This window comes from Clostridium lapidicellarium, assembly GCF_041224415.1.
GTDB classification, from domain to species: Bacteria; Bacillota; Clostridia; order Clostridiales; family Clostridiaceae; genus Clostridium_B; species Clostridium_B lapidicellarium.
On the sequence record NZ_JBGFFE010000016.1, the window covers coordinates 1 to 21,657 of the forward strand.

A 21,657-nucleotide genomic window follows, 5' to 3' on the forward strand; every position below is an offset into this window, starting at 1 on the left:
AACTAGCTTGGAAGGCTAGCACTCTACCATTGAGTTACACCCGCATGAAATTTGTCCATTCAATATTAAGTGATGCCGTTTTAACAACCATAAAATTAATTTAGCTTTGCCTGAAGTCAAAATTCATACACAGAGCATACTCAATCAATTGAATGGTCGGGGTGACAGGGCTTGAACCTGCGACCTCATGGTCCCAAACCACGCGCGCTCCCATCTGCGCTACACCCCGACAACTAGAAGCCTTTTCAAACTCTCGACAACATTAATTATTCTACACGATATATATGGATTCGTCAATACCCAATTGAAATTTTTTTCATTTTATTTACACTCTTTTGATCTCAGGAGTTATAATTCCATTTTCCAAACTTATTACCGCAACGCTGTTAAACCCATCTCTAGGTACAGATGGGCTCCCTGGATTGACAAACCATATACCACCTTCATGAATTATCGTGGATATATGTGTATGTCCAAATAAAACTACATCAGCTTCTTCTTCTAAAGCTTTATATTTCAACTTGGTAAGTTCATATTTGACATCATATCTGTGCCCATGGGTTATAAAGAATTTTTTGCCCTCCATGATTTCAACTCTTTCACTGGGGACACCTACGGAGAAATCACAATTTCCCTTCACATTAATCACAGGTTTCTTAAAAAATCTCTCAATCCGCAAAACATCCTGAACATTATCCCCCAGGTGAATGATAACATCCATATCGAAAAAAACATTTTTAACCCTGTCAACAAATTTTCTGTCTCTATGAGTATCACTTATTACTCCTATCTGCAAATCTCATACCTTCTTCTCAATGTATTTTCCCAATTCGATTTTCAATTTTTCCAGTGCTTTCGCCCTATGACTTATAGAATTCTTCAGTTTGGCAGGCATTTCTCCAAAGGTCATGCCATACTCCGGTACATAAAATAGAGGGTCATAGCCAAATTTATTGTTTCCTCTTTCCTCCTTGCAAATCACCCCTTTTATTTCTCCCTGCACTTCAATCATCTTATCAGTTTCCAGTATCAGAACCATGGCACATAAAAATTTTGCCATCCTGCTGTCCGTATTTTTATTTTTCAGGAGCCTCAGAAGTTTTTCGTTATTTTTTTCATCATTCCCATGTTCACCTGCAAATCTCGCAGAATGTACTCCCGGATCTCCATCCAGCCCTTTGACCATAAGGCCCGAATCATCCGCCAGTACCATAAATCTCCGCCCCAGAAAATCATATACCGACTTAGCTTTCTTATAGGCATTCTGCATAAATGTAGTTCCATCTTCATCGACATCTATATTCACCCCAATCTCACCCATAGACAAAATTCTCATAGGATATTGGGATAATATCTGTTTGATCTCCCTTATTTTATTAGGGTTATTACTTGCCACTATTAATTCTTTCACTATTCACCACCCGTTCCTATCCACAAGGAGTCCATCTTCAAACTGTTTTTTTGGGCTCGAATCATATTTCTTATGCCTTTCTCTCCCAATGCCATGAGCTCTTTCAAGTCTTCTTTCGTAAACGGGCTCCGTTCTCCAGTACCCTGTATCTCTACAATTTCATCAGAATCCGTCATTACTATGTTCATGTCCACCTTGGCCCTGGAATCTTCCAGATAACATAAATCCAGCATTTTCACATCATCTACAATTCCTACGCTTACGGCACTTACGAAATCTCTTATGGGGTAGATTTTAAAAGGTGATCTCCTGTGCAGTACATTTACAGCATCCACGAGCGACACAAATGCCCCGGATATAGAAGCCGTCCTGGTACCGCCGTCAGCCTGGATCACATCACAGTCAACCCATATGGTCTTTTCTCCTATAGCTTTCAAATCCACTACAGATCTCAGTGCCCTACCTATAAGTCTCTGTATTTCCATAGTCCTTCCGTCAATTTTACCTCTGGTTATGTCTCTTATCTTCCTAACCTGAGTGGCCCTGGGAAGCATATTGTATTCGCAAGTTATCCAGCCCTGACCCTTACCTTTCAGGAAAGGCGGAACCTTATCCTCTATGGATGCAGTACATATAACCTTTGTATCACCGGTTTCCATAAGTACAGAGCCTTCTGCATATTTTGTATATTTTCTCGTTATTTTTATAGGCCTAATTTGATCATATTTTCTACCATCGACTCTCATTTTTCTCCTCCAAAACCAAAACTGTATCTTCTTAGATCAATTATACATCAATTATTTTAATTTTTCTTCCAATACAAATAATTCATCACTCTGGGGGGGCTCCACCTGGTGCTGTACTCCGTCTCTGCCAACCATCATATATGAATTCCCGGTGATTTTACCTATAATGCTGGCCTTAATACCGCAGTTTTCCAGCATGTGAACCAGCTCCCTTCCTCTTTCGGTAGTAATGAGCATGCTGCCTGAAGAAATAAATCTAAGGGGATCTATGGAATATTTTTTGCATATTTTCAATGTGATTTCCCTTAGAGGTACCTTGTCTTCATATATTTTAAAACCAACCTCACTTGCTTTGGCAACCTCCCAGAGTGCACCTAAAAGTCCTCCTTCAGTTATATCATGCATGGAATTTACTCCGAATTTCCCGGACAATACTCCCTCTTTAACCACACTTATATAATTTATATAATTCTTAGCTTCATCTATTTCAGCGGACGTAAGTATGTTTTTAAGTTTCCCTTCAAAATCATTTGCCGCAATACTGGTACCCTCCAGGCACAAATATTTCGTTACAACTATATCGTCACCTTCCCTTGCTCCCGAGGTAGACACAGCTTTTCCCCTGTCTCCCCTTCCTATTACAGTGCAAGAAATAACCATTTTATTTACAGCTTTGGTTACCTCGGTATGTCCGCCCAATATTTCCACATCAAGTTTTCCTGCCTCACTGCTCATTTCTCTCATGATTTGCCTTATATCTTCCAGGCGGGAATCTTCAGGAGCCAGAATTGTAACTAGAATTCCTACCGGCTCCACGCCGCAGGAAGCTATATCATTGCAGTTTATATGTACTGCCAGTCTACCGCTGTTTAAACCGGCACCGGTAATGGGATCCGTTGAAACAATACATTCCTTGTCTCCAAAATTTACAACACTGCAGTCCTCTCCTATGCCGCTCCTTATCCTGACATCCTTCCTTTTAACCGCTCTGTTTTCATCTATTATGGATTTCAAATCCTTCCAATCCAATTTTCCAACTTTCATAAAATTTTCTTCCTTTCTAAAATAAACATTCACTATTTCAAACCTACTTTCATATTATCTATATAGGGATTAATTTATGGTAGGTGTAAATATTTTGAAATATATAGGACCCTTCTTAAAAATCAATAAAATAAAACCCACTAATGTCAAACAACAGCTGTTTTATTTTTCAAAAGAATCTTTAAAAGATATCGTACTACACTCAAAATGCGGAGTTCTCACTTCAGTTAAAGGAATTGCCTCCAATTTTGATATTAACACATTTAAAAATCTTTCTCCACTTTTATGTATTTATAGAAAGGCAAATCCTGTTCTCGTAAATATAAACGACAAGCTGTGTTGGAACGATGATAAATTCAAGAGGGAAATAAACATAGACAGCAATGCATTTATGACTTTATGTTTGATGGAGCTTTCAGATTACTACAATTCCTTTCACAATATAGATAAAAATAAATATAATTTGGGAAAACTCTATACTTCTCTGAGTAAAAAACAACTTGAATTCTATGCATCATATTTCAGAAACAGTGAAGGTATATTCGTAGATAAGAAATGCGAAAGCGGATCAAATCCGGGAGAGATCAAATTCATAGATAAACATAAGAAATTCAAATTTTCATCTCAAGCTCTATTAATGGCCGCATATTACAGGTGCAGCACTTTAATGGACGGTGAGGAAAAAGAGGATTTAAAAAATTTTTCCTTCGACATTCTAGATATGCTTATTGATTCAAGAAATGATCTATACGAATTATCCTTTGAAGAGCTTACAAAATTATGTTTTGCACTAAATATATTCTACGGGTATTCCAGAGACAATAGGTGCAAAGACTTGATACTTGACATATCAGAACTCATTTTTGAAAAATTTTACCACACAAATTCCCAGTCAGGCATGATAAAGGAAACAAATGTGGAAAATGACTCCCTGAATTATATAAATTTTATAATGATATACAAATATACGAATTTCATAAAGTACAAAGACAATGCAGATTTCATATTTGAAAAACTCTTAAAACTTTATGATTCGGAAAAAGGACTGTTTATAAAAAATACATCCAAAAAAAATACGGAATTTACATGTCTCGAGGTCATTCTGTACTTAATGGCTTTTCTGCTAAATGTAGACATATATAAAAATAGAAATAAAAACAGCCTGGTAGTACTGGATATATTCAAGCGCCAACTTATAGATTCAGGTATGATCTTAAGCTGGCCGGAGGCTCCCGACCTAAATAATGTAGAACGATATAGAAATTTTTCTCTCAAATCAGAAGATCTAATAGACGAGCAAAATTTCAGGACGTCTTCAGTTCCATCTCCCGAAGCTTGTGAAATAGCACCCGTTTTCTGCAAATACGTAACTTACAGTATGAAAAAGAAAAGATTCAAATCCATAAAAGTTTCATTTGACGCATATAAAAACATGTTCATATTTTTTACCGTGCTGCACTTTCTAAATCCCAGGATGAAACTTTCATTTTAAAATTCAGAAGGATAAATCTTTTACCTTTGGGATATAATAATATCACTCCAGTACAAGCCAGTTAAACTTAAAGGTTAACCTGATTCTTTATAAGGAAGGTGATAGGCAAATGATGAATATTAACTGCTCTGAAAAATGTATACACGAGAAAAACGGGAAATGTACTCTGAACCACATTACTTCTATTGAAGATATTCCATCCCAAAAGACAAATTGCATGTACTTTTCTCCAAAAGAATCAGGTAAAAAATAAAACAATGAAACTATTCTTAGGTTTAAGCGGAATAAAGAAATATCTTCCTTCACTTAAGCCTAAGAATTTCCATTTATGATAGGCCGGAATAATCAATGAACCAGATAAGCCCTATCCAACTTTATATTACCTAATTTATCCGCATAGACACCTGAGATGTAAGTTTTTGAAACGATAACCGTATTTTCAAAATACAGAGGCACCATCGGCATATCCTGGGCCAAGTCACTTTCTATATCTCTAAATATCTCTATTCTTTGAGAGTTATCTTTTTGGAATACTGCATCCATCAACTCATTATCTATCTTCTCATTTCTGTACCCACATAAACCATAGGCCGAAGAAGAACTCCACATATTCAAAAACGCCAGCGGATAATCATAGTCTCCCCTGTAGTCTATTTCTGCCATATCATAATATCCACCTTTCAACTGCTGATTAAACCTGGACGATTCATATCCACGGCAGTCCACAGTTATTCCAGAAGCCTTCTCAATATTTTCAGCTATGTTCTCACACACTTTTTTATTCTCTACACTATCCACATATATGAATACAAGATGTTTATTCTTGTCATAATTTAAATTCTTAATTGTCTCCACAGCACTTTCCCTCTGTGATGTATTCTGAAAAAACACCCTATTCATGAACCTGCCATTTAGTCCATCGCTTACATAATCCGGTATGTAGGAATCAGCTGCGGAGGCAGTATCATACAATATATTCTTTACTATATTACCCCTGTCAACCACCAGAGACACAAAATTTCTAAATTCAGCTTCCGACGTTACATTTTTCTTTTTCATATTGAATACTATGCCCTTTCCCTCCAGTCTAGGTGAAGTTATGTAATTTACTTTATTTTTTATATTTTTTATTTCACCTAAAGGAGGATTGGTAAACACATTTATCCTGTCCTTCTCGAAAGCCGCCAATGCACTTTCACTGGTATTTAATGATGTAAGCACTATTTTACTGCTCTTTACCCGGGATTTATTCCAGTAGCTGTTATTTTTCTTCAGAATAACACTGCCGTCCTGAGATATCCTATCTATTACAAAACTTCCGGAGTAAAGTATTGATTTATAATTTTTTTTCCAGTTCACAAGCTTGTAATCAATATTCCTGAGGGAATACACAGGTTGTGCAAGTATATTCAAAAAATAATTGCAGGGATAATTCAGCCTTATGCGCAGGGTCCTTGTATCCACGGCATTTACAGCAACATCTTCAAAATTGCATCTGCCCTGCCTGTATTTTTCCGCCCCAAATATACAATTCAACTGTTTGGCATATATATTGTCCATGTCCTTGTTTAATATACTGGAGAAAAAATCCACAAAGTCATGTGCGGTAATAGGGGAACCATCACTCCACCTGGCATCTTTTCTTATCTTAAAAGTATAGCTAGTTCCACTTTCATCTACACTCCAATCCTCTGCCAGTCCAGGAATTATTTTTCCATTTTCATCACTGTCCACAAGGCCTTCGAATGTATTTGCAAGTATATCTTTCTGCCTCACATTGCTGGAATTGAGCATTATCAAATTTTCAGGTAATTTGCCCATATTATATACCAGACTATCTTTATAGTCGCTGCTCCCGGCCTCCTGAACCCTTTTTTTCAGAGAGCCCCCTATCAGTGTTATGGAAATAATCGAAATTATTAATATAATGGACATTATACAGATAAGTTTCTTCATATATATCTCCTTACTTTAATGATAATGGAATACAGTTTAAATTATTGTCAGTTATTATAAAAATAATCAAATTGCATTATATATTTTTTTATATAAATTTTTTATGATATAATGTCTATGTATATTTTAGGCACTTTTATATCCTTGAGATTTTAATTATATGGAGGAGTGTAAAATGTTACTTGTAATAGAAATTTTCGGCATACTGACCATGTGTACCATCATATTCGTTTCAATCTGGGGATTTATAACTGTTAAGCAAGCTCTGTCACAGTTAAAATATAAAAATTACATTCTGGAAAAGCTGGCACAATATATACATATGATTTCAAAAAAATAAGGCAATCTTCCTAAGATTGTCTTATAACCATTTAGAAAACTTTCATATGCATAAAAAACATTGTTACACAGGCTATTACTATACAAGTTATAGGATATACTATATTTCTAAAATTAGTTCTAAAGACTATCATATTAACAGCCCATATTATCATAGTTCCAAATATGCTCCACTGCAGCGTATAATAATCATTAAAATACTTTACATATGTAAAATGATACGTAGTGAGGAGTGTTAATATCAATGCAACGATAGTAAATACAACACCTATCCATCCTAATAAACTTATAGCTTTTTTCATTTTTTCCTCCACAGATTTTACCTGAAGTTTAATTATCCAATATAACAAAACTATTTTTATAATAACTCACTTTAATTGTTTTGTAAATATTTATAGCATATTTTCAAACTGATTTTCATCAATTATCTTGACTCCCAGCTGGACTGCTTTTTCGTACTTGCTTCCAGGGGATTCACCTGCTATAACAAAATCCGTTTTTCTGCTGACACTTCCGGAAACTTTGGCTCCAAGTGATTCCAGTTTTGTCTTTATATCCAATCTTGTATAACCTTTCAAGCTCCCTGTAACCACCACAGTTTTTCCCTTAAATTCGTTTTCCCTTACAGCGGTCTTCTCAAAATGCGGCTTAACACCCAATTCCAATAATTCTTTTATATTCTTTATTATATTATCCTGTTTAAAAAATTCTATTATACCTTTTGCAACTGTTTCTCCTATGTCCTGAATTGACGTAAGATCCTCCAGTTCAGATTTTTGAATGTCTTCCAGCGTATTAAATTTTTTGCAGAGATCAGAAGCAGTTTTTTTGCCCACATTCGGTATTCCCAGGGCATATATAAAAGACGGCAGATCACAGTCCTTGCTCTTCTCTACGGCATCTATCAGATTTTGAGATTTTTTCTCTCCAAATTTATCCAGGGTCATCAAATCTTCTTTTCTAATCCTGTATAAGTCAGGTATGGATTTTATGTTTAATTTTTCAAAAAGCTGTTCCGCCGTTTTTTCACTAAACCCTTCTATATCCATTGCCTCCCTGCTCCCAAAATGGACTATGCTCTTTACCATCTGGGGCTTACAGGAAAGAGTGTTTTCACAAAAATAGTGAACTCCGTCCTTTATTAGCCTGCTGCCGCAATAAGGGCACTCTTCAGGGGCTTCTATCTCTTTAGTCTCATCCGGCTTGCCATCTTCCACTACTGCCGTGATCTCCGGAATTACATCATTTGATCTTCTTACAAACACCCTACAGCCTATTTTTATTCCCTTTCTTCTTATATCGTCCATGTTATTCAAAGTGGCCCTTTTCACTGTAGCCCCACCAAGTTCCACCGGTTTCAGAACAGCAGTAGGTGTCACCCTTCCGCTGCGGCCCACATTCCACTCCACACTTAAAAGCCGTGTAGTAATTTCTTCAGCTTCAAACTTATACGCTATGGCCCACTTTGGAAATTTGACGGTATATCCGAGAACTCTCCTTGTCCTTACATCGTTAATTACTATTACCACTCCATCTATATCGTACTGGAGTTCATCCCTTATACTGTGTATATATTCCAGTTCTTTTTTTATCTCATCCATATTTGTGCACACTTTGAGGTAATCATCCTGGGGCAGCCCCATTTTTCTTATAAAATTCATCATTCCCACATAACTCTTAAAAGGTTTGCCTTCATTATAACCTACGTCATAGAAAAATGCCGAAAGATTTCTCCTTGCAGTCTCTCTTATGTCCAGATTTCTGAGAGCCCCGGCAGCACCATTTCTGAGGTTTTTAAGAGGTACCTTGGCTTTCTCATTATAATGTTCAAAAGCCCTTTTAGTCATAACGGCCTCTCCGTGTATCTCAACCAAACTGTGATTATCTATCTTGAGGGGAAGGGATTTTATGGTTTTTACCTGTGCGGTTATATCTTCCCCTACAATGCCTGTACCTCTAGTTGCCGCTTTTATCAGCATCCCATTTTCATCATAAGTGCAATTTATCGTGAGTCCGTCAAACTTCTTGGTAAGCACATACTCAAGTTTGGGTAATTTATCTTCATGGGTCAAATTATAATTATTTACAATTCTCTCGTTTTTCCTGTGCCATTCCTCTATGGCACTTACACTCTGTGCCTTATCAAGACTCCACAACCTGCCTCTATGTACATACTTCTGGAATTGTGACAGTACCGTATCTCCCACTCTCTGTGTGGGAGAATAGGGGAAAACAATTCCTGTGTCCTTTTCCAGTTTCACAAGTTCGTCATACTTCATATCATATTCTTTGTCTGAAACACTCGGATCATCTTCAACATAGTATTCATAAGCATATTTGTTCAATTCTTTTATAATTTCATTTATCCTGCGTACAATGTCATCGCTCATCATATCACCTCATAAGTAAATTGGGAAAAATATATTTTCATACAGCTTCCAGTGGTACTATCCCGTACATCAAATTCTTTATTCCCATTTTGTCAAAAACTATGGTAAGTTTTATATCGCTCCCATTTCTTGACACGCTTACAATAGTTCCCACACCAAATTTACTGTGTCTAACTTTTATACCTTCTCTTATGCCATCAGGTTTCAAATACCTGTCACTGGAGATATCTTTTTCAGCAGAAACTCCTGAAGGTTCCGATAAATTCCTCGAATTTGATCTCTTCTTCCATAAAAAATCATTATTATTTAAAACATTATTCGGGAAGTTATTGATCCTGCTTTTTCCCACAGTATCATATTCTTTCAATTCTCTGGATATCTCGTCTATAAAATTAGACTGCTCATATGAAACCATTCTTCCAAATACCCGCCTTGTTTCAGCCGAAGTCATATAGAGCTGTTCCTTTGCCCTGGTTATGCCAACATAGCAGAGCCTCCTCGACTCCTCCATTTCCTTGGGATTATCCAGGGACTGCATTCCCGGAAATATGCCGTTTTCCATTCCTACCATGAACACTATCGGAAATTCAAGACCCTTAGCACTGTGCACGGTCATAAGCACAACGGAATCGGCATCTTCATCAAAATTATCTATATCCGAAACCAACGTTACCTTCTCCAAAAATGCAGAAAGGGAAGTGTCCTCGGAAACGGCTTCAAATTCAGATGCAGCCGATACAAGTTCCTTGAGGTTCTCCACCCTGCTTACATTATCCGCTTCCTCACTGTCTTTGAGTCCCTCCAAATATCCCGTTATATCCAATATCTCCTTTATAAGGCTCGAAACAGGCACCTTATCCCTGCTTTTAATAAAACTGTTTATTATACTCACAAATTTCTTTATGGAATTCACACTTCTCTTAGACAAACTAGATACTTCGTCCACGTCCAGAATCACATTGTACAGTGATTCTTCCATGGAGCTGGCAAAATTCTGTATTTTTTGGACTGTAGAATCTCCTATGCTCCTTTTGGGGACATTTATTATCCTCTTTAAGCTTATGTCATCCAGAGGATTATTTATAAATTTCAGGTATGCCATAATATCCTTTATTTCTTTTCTGTCATAGAATTTGAGACCCCCAATTATCCTGTAAGGTATATTGGCCTTCATAAAGGCATCCTCAAAAATACGGGACTGTGCATTTGTCCTGTACAGTACTGCAAAGTCCTTATACTGTTTCCCCTTATCTCTGGCTAATATATCCTTTATCTTGAAAGCCACATACCTTCCCTCGTCCATGTCAGAATAAGCCCTGTATAATTTTATTTTGTCCCCGTTTTCATTTTCAGTCCTAAGCACTTTTTTCTTTCTGTAGGTATTGTTGCTTATAACATCATTGGCCGCTCTCAATATATTGCCCTTTGATCTATAATTCTGCTCTAATTTTATCACCTTTGCATTTGGATAATCCTTCTCAAAATCCAATATATTTTTCACATCCGCCCCTCTCCAGGCGTAGATGCACTGGTCGTCATCTCCAACTACACATATATTCTTATAACCCTGAGCCAGCAACCTGATAAACTCGTACTGAGATCTATTGGTATCCTGGTATTCATCTACCATTATATATTTGAATTTTCTCTGGTAAAACCCCAGCACCTCCGGATAATCCTTAAAAAGCTGGACAGTTTTATATATAAGATCATCAAAGTCCAGGGCATTATTGTCCTTTAATTTTTTTTGATACAACAAATAGACGTCTGCAATCCTATTAGTTCTAAAATTTCCCTCATTTTCCTTTTTGAACTGCTCCGGAGATACAAGAATATCCTTCTGCCCGCTGATTTTATTTATTATCTCTCTGTCCGTTATATCCTTGTCATTTATATCCAGTTCTTCCATACACTGTTTTACAAGTACCTTCTGATCATAACTGTCGTATATGGCAAAATTCTTATTATATCCGAGCTTATCTATTTCTCTCCTCAATATTCTCACACAACTCGAATGAAATGTGGATATCCACATCCCTTCCACTTCATTTCCAACAAGTCCCCTTATCCTGTCCTTCATTTCTCCGGCCGCCTTGTTGGTAAAGGTTATGGCCAGTATCTCCGAGGGATATATGCCTAAATCCTCAATCATGTGAGCTACCCTGTAAGTGAGAACTCTCGTCTTTCCAGATCCCGCCCCAGCTAAAATAAGCAATGGACCATCTATTGTCGTTGCTGCCTCATACTGTTCCCGGTTTAAAAGACTTTTCAAATCCATAAAATTCACTCCTATTTATTGTATTTATACAAAGTACAATAAGCAATTTGCAGTTTAAAATGCACAGCCCGAAATTTATGCCGCTTGCCATGCAGCATACAAACCCGGAGCGCACAAACATATCTGCTTCATGTCTAATATTATAACATTTTAGCGGTACTTTAATCATATAAGGCACAAAAAATGTGCTGAGACAACTTATCAACACATTCAAATTTAACTTATAACGGAAATATTTTATTTTAATCTTCCCAATACTATTTTGTATCCATCGCTTCCATAATTGAGGCATCTATTGACTCTGCTTATAGTAGCCGTACTGGCTCCCGTTGCAGCCGCAATATCCAGATATGTTTTTTTATTGTTCAACATTTTTGCAACCTGGAGCCTCTGTTCCAAAGATTTTATTTCATTTATGGTACATATATCATCAAAAAACCTGTAGCACTCTTCCTTTGTTTTCAAGCACAGTACCGCTTCGCATAAATAATCCATTTCTTTACTTTGTAATTTGGATTTATATTCTCCCATGAACGCCACTCCTTATTCATGTATGTTTATCTAGTGTTCTTATTTAATTTTATCACGTATTAAAACATTAATCCACAAAACTACAAATATTTTTGCAATATAGCATATTGAATTATATTCACTGGTAAAATAAATAAATTCCCCCAATATTGCCGAAATTAATTAAGGAAATTTCATATAAAAACACAATTATAAAATTAAAACAGTCCATTGGGGCATGGACTGTTTGCTCATAAATAAAAAGGGGGCTATTATTCCTTTTATTTATTGTTGCACTTTTATTATAGTAAAACTACAATAAAATATCAAGTTATGAATAAAAAAATTTTATATTTAAATTATCTTTATGCTTTCAATTTCATCTTTAGACAATTCTCTATATTCTCCTTCCTCTAAATTGTCCTCTAATTTTATCGGTCCAAATTGTATTCTTCTCAAATAAAGCACATTTTTTCCTAGAGAATCAAACATTTTTTTGATCTGATGAAATTTTCCTTCCTGTACGGTCACTTCTGCCCTGGAGCCATTTTCTGCAGATTCTATAATGTTCAATTCCGCAGGCATGCACTTATATCCGTCTTTTAACACTATTCCCTTTTTAAATTTATCAACATCAAATTTCCCCAGCGGTTTATCTACTTCGGCATAATATACCTTGTTCACATGATTTCTAGGGGATATAAGTCTGTGATTTAATTTTCCATCATTGGTAATCAAAAGCAGCCCCCTGGTGTCTTTATCCAGCCTTCCCACAGGAAATGGCTTAAAAACTTGATATCTGGGTTCCAAAATATCTATGACCGTCTCATCGAAATTGTCAAATGTTGCAGACACAACTCCACAGGGTTTGTTCATCAAGATGTATATATATTTCTTATATTCCACATCCTTACCTGCTATTTCTATTTTACAGCTGCAGGGATCTACCTTCTTTGAATTGTCTTTCACTGTTGTCCCATCTATTCTGACTCCCCCATTTTTTATTATGGATTTTACTTCCTTTCTCGTACCATATCCTAAATTAGACAGTATTTTATCCAATCTGTCCACTTTAATCCCCTCCTCTCTATATAATAATATAAGTATTTTTCCAGTTTAAATCAAATCATATACAATAAAAAACACCAAGCACAAAGCTTAGTGTTTTCAGTTTATAAATAAATATATAAGCTGAGTTCTGTATTTCACAATTATATAATTTCATTATCCATAGTACTGCATAACTTTCTGGACATAATTTCTCGTTTCATAAGGCAGTTTGGCAATATCCGAGCTGTTTTCCACTCCCCTGCTCTGTAAAGTTCCGGGTCCTGCGTTATATGCCGCAAGGGCAAGTTCTTTGGAATTTCCAAACATATTCAACATATCTTTCAGATATTCTGTTCCCCCATCTACATTCTGATCCACATCATAGGGATTTGTAACTCCCATCTGACTGGCCGTTCCAGGCATAAGCTGCATGAGTCCCATAGCGCCGGCAGAAGATTTGGCCTGCGGGTTGAAACCGGACTCCTGTTTTATAACTGCCATTATCAGGTTTTCATCAACACCGTATTTTCTTGAAGCCTTTTCCACTGCTTCGTCAATGCTTGAATTGCCGCTTTTCACATCGCTTTTCACACTATTGTATACGTTATTCAATCTTTCCCCCGCACCATATCCCAGTTTGCTCAGGTCCCCATCGTCCAGGGATAATTTAGACAGGTCTATGTTTCCGGTGCTGTCAGACAATGCCTTTGTCAGACTTTCCATAACAATTTGAAAGGAATCCTCATCTTTAAGAGCCTCTTTAAATATTTCCGTCATCATCTCCAGCTTCATGACTTTCTGGAGATCTCCATTTTGATTTACAGAATTTATGTTATCTACACCCATCATTATCACCACCTAAAAATATACTACCTTTTTTTTATCGTGATAAAATATTCAAACTTAAGGCTCCCCGCTTACAGTGCTGAAAGAAAATATGCTGTAGTCTTCATAAGGTGATTTATTAAGCTGACTTTTACAAAGAACCAGCACCTTATATTCTCCCTCGTTAAAAGGAATGTACGTATAGTAATTTTTTTTACTATACCCCTGAACCAGATTCCAGTCCCCCCTCTCCATAATATAAAATTCATACACCACATCTTTCCCGCCTTCACTGTGTGCTGTAAAAGTCACGGGCATGTTACACCTGAACTCCAAATTACTGCAGGTTACCCTCGTATCGGTTACAGGAAGTGCTTCCTTTACTTTTACAGAAACTTCCTTTTTACAGTCGAATTCTCTTTTACTTTTAACATTCCTTGCAAAAATTTCCACTTCATATGTGCCGCTGTATTTGGGAATAAATACGTACATTTTTTGAGAAATATAATCTGTTTCTTCTACTTCATGTCCATTTATATTGAGCACATATTTTACAACAACATTTTCAGTGTTTTGAATTATAGAATTCACGGTAATTCTATCGCCTACTAAAAAGAAGTCTTTCACAGGATACAATATGTAATCAATTACAGCAGGAATGTAGTCAAGCACTTCTATATTCCTTATTAGATGACAGTCATATTCTCTATCAGAGTAGCTGTCCTTCACTCTAGCCTCCAGCTCATATCTTCCACTTTTCTCCGGAATAAATTCCATGAAATTATCACTGCTGTAGTCCATAACTTTCAGTCTTGCTTTTTCTCTTCTTATTATAAATCCATACTTAAGATCTGACCCTCCAGAAGCGTTTACCTTCGCCTTAACAGTTTTTCCCCTAAGCACAGGGTTATCCCTATTTAAAATTATACCTTCAATTTTAACCGGTTCCCTACTTCTCTCGTCTATAACATAATTCAAATACTCTATTGCCTCATAATTCCCCTGAAAGGATCTGTCCTTTACCATCAGAATAAGCCTATATCTACCAGGTTGTTTACTTTTCCAGACATAATTGTCGCAGGTGGTATATCCCGAGTCTTCACTTAAAGTTCCCTCAATCACATACCTGTACAGAAGTTCCCTTCCGCCTATTACATCCGCTTTCAGGGTAATATCCACGCCGCACAGCTGTGGGTAATTCATATCCGTAGTAAAATTCTTTATATAGATCTTGTTATATTTTTTTACCTTAAAGTTTAAAACAGCCCTGTCGTCAAATTCATTCATGGAATACATATCCTTCGCAAAACACAAAAGTCTATATTCACCGCTTTGCGTTTCAACATAACTTACCGTCCTCTTAGTAGAGTAATTTTGGATACATTTCATTTCTCCCCTAGAATTTATCTTGAAAAATTTATAAAGTACCGTCCTGTCACTATCGTGCTCCGAATCCACCTGAAATATCAATTCCGAATCTTCTAAAAGATCCAATGTCAAACACCTGAAATCAGTTATTACAATATTCTTTGAAGAATATACATGAAATTCCACACTTTGAAAATCATCAAAATCATTTTTTGAATTGAGATCTTTACACTCTACCAATATTTCACCTTTTCCCTCATTTTTGACTGCCCAGGAAAGTACATTTTCTGCAGAATAATCCTTTACCATCTCCCACTCGTCTTTTATTCTTATCCAATATCTAAACAAAAGGGGAAATTTAGCAGCGTCAACCGTCACACTAAGCTTGTCCCCCAATTTTAACTTGTCCTTGTCCAGATAAACTCTATTTATTAATTTTTCCTCAGATTTTCCTATTATATAATCCATTTTAGATACATAATCAAAGCTCTTATCTCCATCTACCTTTTTACCCTGCACCATCAATATGTACTTTCCATCTTTTCCAGGAATCCATTCTGTCCTTTCATCTTCCGTAAAATCTTTTAAAACATCCCATACTCCGTTGCATCCCACCATATATTTATAAACAAGCTCCTGATTCAAGTTATTATTTACATTGATAATAACCTTTGATTTCTTTTCCTGCGGACTTTCCAAACTACAATTTATAGTCAATTCATTCATCTAAATCATCCCCTACGTAAAATAATTCTTCAGATTGGATTTGCTAATTTATATTATACTATAATTCCATATTTTGTAATAGCATTTTTACGCATTTTCACTATAATTGTAATAAAATCCACTATATCAATTTAAGCAAATTTTCTTCAAGCCTGCAGTCATCTTTTTTTGTCCTCTTTTTAGGATTGCAAGTCCTTCCCCCTGATCTCCTAACTTTGGAAGATATATGTCTTTCAAAAAGAAGTTTGTCTATGTTGCTGTCATCGTATATATAACCTTTGGGGCTTATTGCATAAGCGCCTTTGCCGAGAGCCATAGCCGCTACACCATAATCCTGGCTTACAACTATATCCCCTTTCCGGGTATCATTTATAAGCGACATATCCACACTTTGAAATCCACTGTCCACATATTCCACAGTACTGTAATCTGAATTTAGAACATGATTCAAATCACAGTACATTTTCACCGGGACGTTGTTTTTTTTAGCAACATCTTCTATTATGTCCTTAGCTGGACAAGCATCTGCATCCACCAATATCTTCATATTTGAAATTATTTATTATCTCCTTTTTTATTTTTTACTATTTTTTTTACGTTTTTTATTATCTTTCAACTTTCTCTTATTGCTCTTTAAAAAATTGATCTTGAGCAGGACGGTAAGTCCTGCAAGCGGCAGGGAACACAATATAGAAATGGCCAACATCTTCAATATTGACACAGCACTGTGGCTCGACATATTTAAATAATTCAGCAGGCAAAATAGTATCATAAATACTATTAATGACTTAACAAACATCTTCTTCATAAAATATCCTCCCAATAAGATTTAGTGGGGAAAATACTCCCCACAGGCAAATTCAAACTTAAGAATTGATCTATTTTATCTATTATAGGACATGATATGATTGACTGTCAACGCACCCTGCAAATGTCATAAAATATTGAGAATAGGACATATTAAGATAATTTTTCAGTTTAATATTTCTTCCAATTTCTTTTTTTTATATTCATATCCCGGTTTTCCAAGAAAGGCAAGCATATTTTTTTTGTAAGCTTCAACTCCAGGCTGATTGAATGGATTTATTCCCATCAAATAACCGCTGATTCCACAGGACTTTTCAAAAAAATATACCATATATCCAAAATAATAGGCAGTCAGCTCAGGTACATTCAAAATTATCACGGGAACATTTCCCTTATTATGGGCCAAAACAGCTCCTTTAAAAGCTTGATGGTTTATAAAATCCATAGATTTACCATCTAGAAAATCAATTCCGTCAGGATCTTCAATGTCCTTTTTTATGAGGATCTCTCTCCTGGGCTTCTCGACATTTATAAAGGTCTCGAACATTATTCTAAGGCCCTGCTGTATATACTGTCCCATCGAATGAAGATCCGTAGAAAAATCTACCGAGGCAGGGAATATGCCCTTGTTGTCCTTACCCTGGCTCTCTGCAAAGAGCTGCTTCCACCATTCACCAAAATAGTGTAGGCACGGTTCAAAATTCACTATCATTTCAATGACTTTTCCCTTCCTGTAGAGAATATTTCTAGCCGCTGCATATTGATAGGCAGGATTTTTCTGCAGATCTTCAACTTTATATTCCAAACATGCATCCTCTGCACCTCTCATCATCTCATCTATGTCTATACCTGCAGCTGATATGGGCAAAAGCCCGACCGATGTAAGTACGGAATATCTCCCTCCTACATCATCCGGTATGGAAAAAGTTTCATATTCCTCTCTATCGGCTATTTTTCTCAAGACTCCCTTTTTGCTGTCCGTGGTTACATATATCCTATTTCTGGCTTCTTCCTTCCCATATTTTTCTTCGAGTAATTTCTTGAATATCTTAAATGCAATAGCCGGTTCTGTAGTGGTGCCAGATTTTGAAATAACATTTATGGATAAATCCATTTCCTCCACAGTATGAACCAGATCGTACATATAGGTTGAACTCATGTTATTTCCCGCATAAAAAACAGCTAAATTTTTTCTCTTATCCTTCGACAGCACATTGTTGAAACTATGTGAGAGCATTTCTATAGCTGCCCTGGCTCCTAAATAGGAACCACCCACACCTATGACTATAAGTGCATCAGAATTTTCCTTTATCTTTTGTGCCGCAGCCTTTATTCTGTTAAATTCATCTCTGTCATAATATTTAGGTAGGTCGACCCATCCCAATAAATTATTTCCACTGCCATTTTTATTTTCTATCATGTCATGGGCTATTGAAAGATCGGGCTGCATATCCGCAATTTCCTTTTCCTGTATGTATGGAACAGCTTTGCTTAAATCCAATTTTATACCTCTATTCAACACAGTTGATTTTCCACCTCCAGAATCTATGACTTGGTCTAACAAAAATAATATAATTCCATTATTAAATTCATCTTAAAAATATTAATTTATAACTATAATTTACCCAATATCTTAACATATATTATAGCATTACTATAAGTAAAAAATGGATCCAATTACATCAATTGATAAGTGTTTCACACTTCCTGCTGTCCACCTGGCAAAGAGTGCAATTTATCAACTTTGGACAAAATCACTGCAACGAATATAATTATGCATCCAACAATCATTCTTTTTGTAAACACTTCACCCAGTAAAAGTACAGACAAAAAACATCCAAAAACTGATTCCAGGGACAATATTATGGAAGCATGGGTATCGGATGTATACTTCTGTGCTATATTCTGCACCAAAAATGCAATGGTAGTATTGAATATTACCAGGTACAATACTCCCATTATTCCCTTATTATCTACAGCATGTACCGGAGGTTCAAACATAAGCGCTCCCATAAATGTAAACACACCTGCCGACAATAGTTGTATCGTTGTTAAATGTATGGGGTTTATACCTTTCCTGCCATAAATTCCAATTAAAACTATTTGAAAAGAATACACCACTGTAAAAAGAAGTGTTAAACTGTCTCCAAAACTTATAGATATATTTTGCCGTAAACTTAAAAAACCTATTCCGATTAAAGTTAAAAATCCGGCCAGTACAGCATAAATATTAGGTGTTTTTTTATTTACCAGCCATGAGACAAAAGGAACTATTGCCGCATAGGAAGCAGTTAAAAATGCCTGTTTCCCGGCAGTTGTATATTTAAGTCCAACAGTCTGAAAAGTTTGTCCCGCAAACAAGACCAGTCCCAGGGTGATTCCGGCCACAAGGCTCTTTTTATCTATTCTCATCATCTTTTTAAAAAATATCAGATATAAAATAACTCCGGAACATAAAAATCTAAATGACAGCAGATAAAATGGAGTAATGCTCAGCAGGGCCACTTTAGCAGCTATAAAGCCTCCTCCCCATATCAGCGCAACCATTAGAAGGGAGATATCCGCAATCAGAGACTCTCTTCCCCTTATATTTTTCACCTTTATTATCCCCCTTCATAAAACATTATATTTATTATACAATAGAAAATGACCGTTTCACAGAATATGAAACAGCCATCTTCCTACCTTTATCTATTATTTCAAATACCATCTTGACGCATTAATTTTCATATTCAAATTACCGGCAGACGGCTCAAAACTTTTTATTACCTTATCTTCTTCTTGAAGTTCACATAAAGCGTCATAAATCAGAGAAGTATCCAATTTTAAAAGGAATTTTAAAGTAGCCACCGGACATTCGCTCAACTCACTTATGTAATTATGTTTTCTTAATATGTCTAATATTTGTTGCTTTAAATCTTCTTTATCCATAACATCATTTCCTCCTCAATTTTTATATCTATTAAATTTCTACAAATAATGATAATATCCTGCTGGAATAAGAATATGGTAATATTTACTGGTTGATAATTGTTTTTATAGACCTATTCATAATCCACACATTCCCGCAAAAAGACACCCGTATTCAACCGGCTGTCTTTAAATTGAAATAAAGGTATGTAGGTGAGCAATTACAGAGAAATTGTAAATTCACAAAATCATGTTATACGAGAAAGAACTTATATATAGACAAGCAACTTCTTCCAAAAATTACTTGTTATTTTCTTTTTCAGGTTTATCTATCTTAACTTTAACATCTGTCAAAATTTTGTCTTTTGAAATACCAGCCTTGCTTTCAAAAAACATTTTAAGCTTATCCTGTTTATAGCAGAAAATTGAGATGATGGATAAGCTCAATACTCCGGTAATTGAAAGCACTACAATACACAAAAAGAAAAAGTTCATTCACATTACCCCCTCCCATTGCGCCAATCTATCTTCCCTGTAATCACTCACAAAGTAATGATGGAAAGGGGAAATTCCATATAACATGGTCCATTACTATTAAATACATTATAGCATAATATTGGTAATATTTGAAAGATACCAAATTTACTTATTTTTTATATTTATGTTAACAAACTATACATATTGAATTAGGGTTATATGCAAGGACTATTTTTGTCTACCGGAAGGCAATCGGTGTGCAAAACCATTTATGCTTTCCTTTCGGTTAGTATATAACTATAATGTGTGTACTTGATTAAATTCGCATTTAAAATATAATTATAGTTACAGGTCAATATGTCAATTAAAAACATGAGACCTAAATTTAAAGGGAGGTAATTTTATGAAAAAAATTACACTTAATGCGGCATGCGAACTAACGTCGCCAAATCCGGTAACGCTTGTTTGTACCGAAAAACCAAACGGCAATACCAACCTGGCAACAGTAGCATGGTATACCTATCTGTCCTATGAGCCCCCAATGATTGGCTTTTCAATGGGAAAGAATTCTTATAGTGGTGAAATGGTACGAAAAAACAAAAAGGTAATTTTAGCAATGCCGAGTGCAGAAATTGCGAAAGCTGCTTTTTCCTGCGGCACAGCATCCGGACGTAATACAGATAAAGCAAAAGAGTTCGGTATTAAGCTGACAGATGTTGAAAATAGCAGCATAAAAATACCTGTTGGCACCTATCTTGCCATTGAAAGTACCCTAACTGAAACAGTAGATGTAGGCGGCAGCTATTTTTATGTCTGCACCGTGGATAACATATATGGTGACAACACCAAAGAAGCCATCTTTGCGTGGGATGGTTATAATACTTTACGGCCGGCAAAATAAATAGATCAACAAAAGAAAAAAACGGCGGTTCAACTTCAAAACCACCGCTTTTTCCGTTTAAACAATCAAATCCGATTTGCTGTTCCCCATGCACACATCATATCAAGAATCGGAATCAAGGATTTCCCACGTTCCGATAAACTGTATTCCACCTTAGGAGGAATTTGTGGATATTCATTTCTAATAATGAGCTGATCCGCCTCCATTTTTTTCAACGTACTACTTAATGTTTTGAACGAAATTGTACCCAAACAGCGCTTCAGTTCATTAAATCTCATTACCGGTTTATATTCCGCGAGCCAATACATTATAATCATCTTATACTTTCCATTAATTAGCGATAATGTATATCCAAATCCTGTCTGATTTATATCCACACCAGTAGGACTACAATTTTCTATTGACATTTTCACGCTCTCCTTAAGTT

At 35.9% G+C, this 21,657-nt stretch carries 23 protein-coding genes and 1 tRNA gene; 4 read left to right on the plus strand and 20 right to left on the minus strand.

The genetic code is table 11. The annotated features are described in order from the left end of the window. Positions 1 to 153 precede the first annotated feature (153 nt). The 5 genes from AB8S09_RS10770 to AB8S09_RS10790 form a co-directional block, all read right to left on the minus strand. Positions 154 to 229 (minus strand) — tRNA-Pro (locus AB8S09_RS10770). A gap of 96 nt (positions 230 to 325) precedes the next feature. After that, positions 326 to 796, minus strand: a complete 471-nt coding sequence (locus tag AB8S09_RS10775; RefSeq protein ID WP_294180230.1) for a metallophosphoesterase — start codon at positions 794 to 796, stop codon at positions 326 to 328. A gap of 3 nt (positions 797 to 799) precedes the next feature. Further along, entirely contained in the window at positions 800 to 1,414 is a 615-nt protein-coding gene (locus AB8S09_RS10780; RefSeq protein ID WP_294180324.1) for an XTP/dITP diphosphatase, read from the minus strand. Further along, positions 1,411 to 2,157, minus strand: coding sequence for a ribonuclease PH (rph, locus tag AB8S09_RS10785; RefSeq protein ID WP_294180228.1), 747 nt, complete (start codon positions 2,155 to 2,157; stop codon positions 1,411 to 1,413). Before rph ends, AB8S09_RS10780 begins: the two co-directional genes overlap by 4 nt. 51 nt (positions 2,158 to 2,208) lie before the next feature. Beyond that, complete coding sequence (locus AB8S09_RS10790; protein ID WP_294180226.1) at positions 2,209 to 3,201, minus strand: AIR synthase family protein; 993 nt, start codon at positions 3,199 to 3,201, stop codon at positions 2,209 to 2,211. A 94-nt stretch (positions 3,202 to 3,295) separates the two neighbouring features. On the opposite strand from AB8S09_RS10790, the gene AB8S09_RS10795 reads away from it, so the two are divergent. Both AB8S09_RS10795 and AB8S09_RS10800 read left to right on the plus strand, forming a co-directional pair. Continuing rightward, positions 3,296 to 4,693 (plus strand): hypothetical protein, encoded by a 1,398-nt coding sequence (locus AB8S09_RS10795; RefSeq protein WP_369869105.1) that lies wholly within the window; start codon positions 3,296 to 3,298, stop codon positions 4,691 to 4,693. A 109-nt stretch (positions 4,694 to 4,802) separates the two neighbouring features. After that, on the plus strand, positions 4,803 to 4,946 hold the full coding sequence (locus tag AB8S09_RS10800; protein ID WP_294180223.1) for a hydroxymyristoyl-ACP dehydratase: 144 nt from the start codon (positions 4,803 to 4,805) through the stop codon (positions 4,944 to 4,946). Between the two features lie 92 nt (positions 4,947 to 5,038). Here AB8S09_RS10800 and AB8S09_RS10805 read toward each other — a convergent pair whose 3' ends face one another. Further along, positions 5,039 to 6,649, minus strand: a complete 1,611-nt coding sequence (locus tag AB8S09_RS10805) for a peptide ABC transporter substrate-binding protein (protein WP_369869106.1) — start codon at positions 6,647 to 6,649, stop codon at positions 5,039 to 5,041. Between the two features lie 175 nt (positions 6,650 to 6,824). Here AB8S09_RS10805 and AB8S09_RS10810 point away from each other — a divergent pair, with 175 nt between their 5' ends. Next, entirely contained in the window at positions 6,825 to 6,989 is a 165-nt protein-coding gene (locus AB8S09_RS10810; RefSeq protein WP_294180216.1) for a hypothetical protein, read from the plus strand. A 31-nt stretch (positions 6,990 to 7,020) separates the two neighbouring features. On the opposite strand, the gene AB8S09_RS10815 is transcribed toward AB8S09_RS10810, so the two are convergent. The 13 genes from AB8S09_RS10815 to AB8S09_RS10875 all read right to left on the minus strand — a co-directional run bounded on the left by AB8S09_RS10815 (position 7,021) and on the right by AB8S09_RS10875 (position 20,347). Beyond that, the gene (locus AB8S09_RS10815; protein WP_294180215.1) at positions 7,021 to 7,290 is read right to left on the minus strand and encodes a hypothetical protein; all 270 of its coding nucleotides are present in this window, start codon (positions 7,288 to 7,290) and stop codon (positions 7,021 to 7,023) included. Between the two features lie 90 nt (positions 7,291 to 7,380). Beyond that, positions 7,381 to 9,378, minus strand: coding sequence for an NAD-dependent DNA ligase LigA (gene ligA / locus AB8S09_RS10820; protein ID WP_369869118.1), 1,998 nt, complete (start codon positions 9,376 to 9,378; stop codon positions 7,381 to 7,383). Between the two features lie 37 nt (positions 9,379 to 9,415). Next, the gene (pcrA, locus tag AB8S09_RS10825; RefSeq protein WP_294180213.1) at positions 9,416 to 11,656 is read right to left on the minus strand and encodes a DNA helicase PcrA; all 2,241 of its coding nucleotides are present in this window, start codon (positions 11,654 to 11,656) and stop codon (positions 9,416 to 9,418) included. Between the two features lie 237 nt (positions 11,657 to 11,893). Continuing rightward, entirely contained in the window at positions 11,894 to 12,187 is a 294-nt protein-coding gene (locus tag AB8S09_RS10830; protein WP_294180212.1) for a YerC/YecD family TrpR-related protein, read from the minus strand. Positions 12,188 to 12,520: 333 nt separating this feature from the next. Further along, positions 12,521 to 13,237 carry a pseudouridine synthase gene (locus AB8S09_RS10835; RefSeq protein ID WP_294180210.1) on the minus strand — a complete coding sequence of 239 codons (717 nt, stop codon included), beginning with the start codon at positions 13,235 to 13,237 and terminating at the stop codon, positions 12,521 to 12,523. Positions 13,238 to 13,390: 153 nt separating this feature from the next. Further along, positions 13,391 to 14,062: a lytic transglycosylase domain-containing protein gene (locus AB8S09_RS10840; protein WP_369869119.1), complete on the minus strand. Its 672-nt coding sequence runs from the start codon at positions 14,060 to 14,062 to the stop codon at positions 13,391 to 13,393. A 57-nt stretch (positions 14,063 to 14,119) separates the two neighbouring features. Next, positions 14,120 to 16,135, minus strand: coding sequence for a triple tyrosine motif-containing protein (locus tag AB8S09_RS10845; protein WP_294180208.1), 2,016 nt, complete (start codon positions 16,133 to 16,135; stop codon positions 14,120 to 14,122). A gap of 121 nt (positions 16,136 to 16,256) precedes the next feature. Then, positions 16,257 to 16,682 (minus strand): YaiI/YqxD family protein, encoded by a 426-nt coding sequence (locus AB8S09_RS10850; RefSeq protein WP_294180206.1) that lies wholly within the window; start codon positions 16,680 to 16,682, stop codon positions 16,257 to 16,259. 27 nt (positions 16,683 to 16,709) lie between these two features. Further along, complete coding sequence (locus AB8S09_RS10855) at positions 16,710 to 16,943, minus strand: hypothetical protein (RefSeq protein WP_294180204.1); 234 nt, start codon at positions 16,941 to 16,943, stop codon at positions 16,710 to 16,712. A gap of 165 nt (positions 16,944 to 17,108) precedes the next feature. Continuing rightward, on the minus strand, positions 17,109 to 18,461 hold the full coding sequence (locus AB8S09_RS10860; protein ID WP_294180202.1) for a glucose-6-phosphate isomerase: 1,353 nt from the start codon (positions 18,459 to 18,461) through the stop codon (positions 17,109 to 17,111). 179 nt (positions 18,462 to 18,640) lie between these two features. After that, entirely contained in the window at positions 18,641 to 19,540 is a 900-nt protein-coding gene (locus tag AB8S09_RS10865; RefSeq protein ID WP_294180200.1) for a DMT family transporter, read from the minus strand. Between the two features lie 96 nt (positions 19,541 to 19,636). Next, complete coding sequence (locus AB8S09_RS10870) at positions 19,637 to 19,873, minus strand: hypothetical protein (RefSeq protein ID WP_369869107.1); 237 nt, start codon at positions 19,871 to 19,873, stop codon at positions 19,637 to 19,639. Positions 19,874 to 20,152: 279 nt separating this feature from the next. Beyond that, the gene (locus AB8S09_RS10875) at positions 20,153 to 20,347 is read right to left on the minus strand and encodes a hypothetical protein (RefSeq protein WP_294180196.1); all 195 of its coding nucleotides are present in this window, start codon (positions 20,345 to 20,347) and stop codon (positions 20,153 to 20,155) included. 385 nt (positions 20,348 to 20,732) lie between these two features. Between AB8S09_RS10875 and AB8S09_RS10880 the strand changes: the two genes are divergently transcribed. Further along, positions 20,733 to 21,230 (plus strand): flavin reductase family protein, encoded by a 498-nt coding sequence (locus AB8S09_RS10880; RefSeq protein WP_294180194.1) that lies wholly within the window; start codon positions 20,733 to 20,735, stop codon positions 21,228 to 21,230. A 65-nt stretch (positions 21,231 to 21,295) separates the two neighbouring features. On the opposite strand, the gene AB8S09_RS10885 is transcribed toward AB8S09_RS10880, so the two are convergent. After that, positions 21,296 to 21,637, minus strand: a complete 342-nt coding sequence (locus AB8S09_RS10885) for a winged helix-turn-helix transcriptional regulator (protein ID WP_294180193.1) — start codon at positions 21,635 to 21,637, stop codon at positions 21,296 to 21,298. Between the last annotated feature and the right edge of the window lie 20 nt (positions 21,638 to 21,657).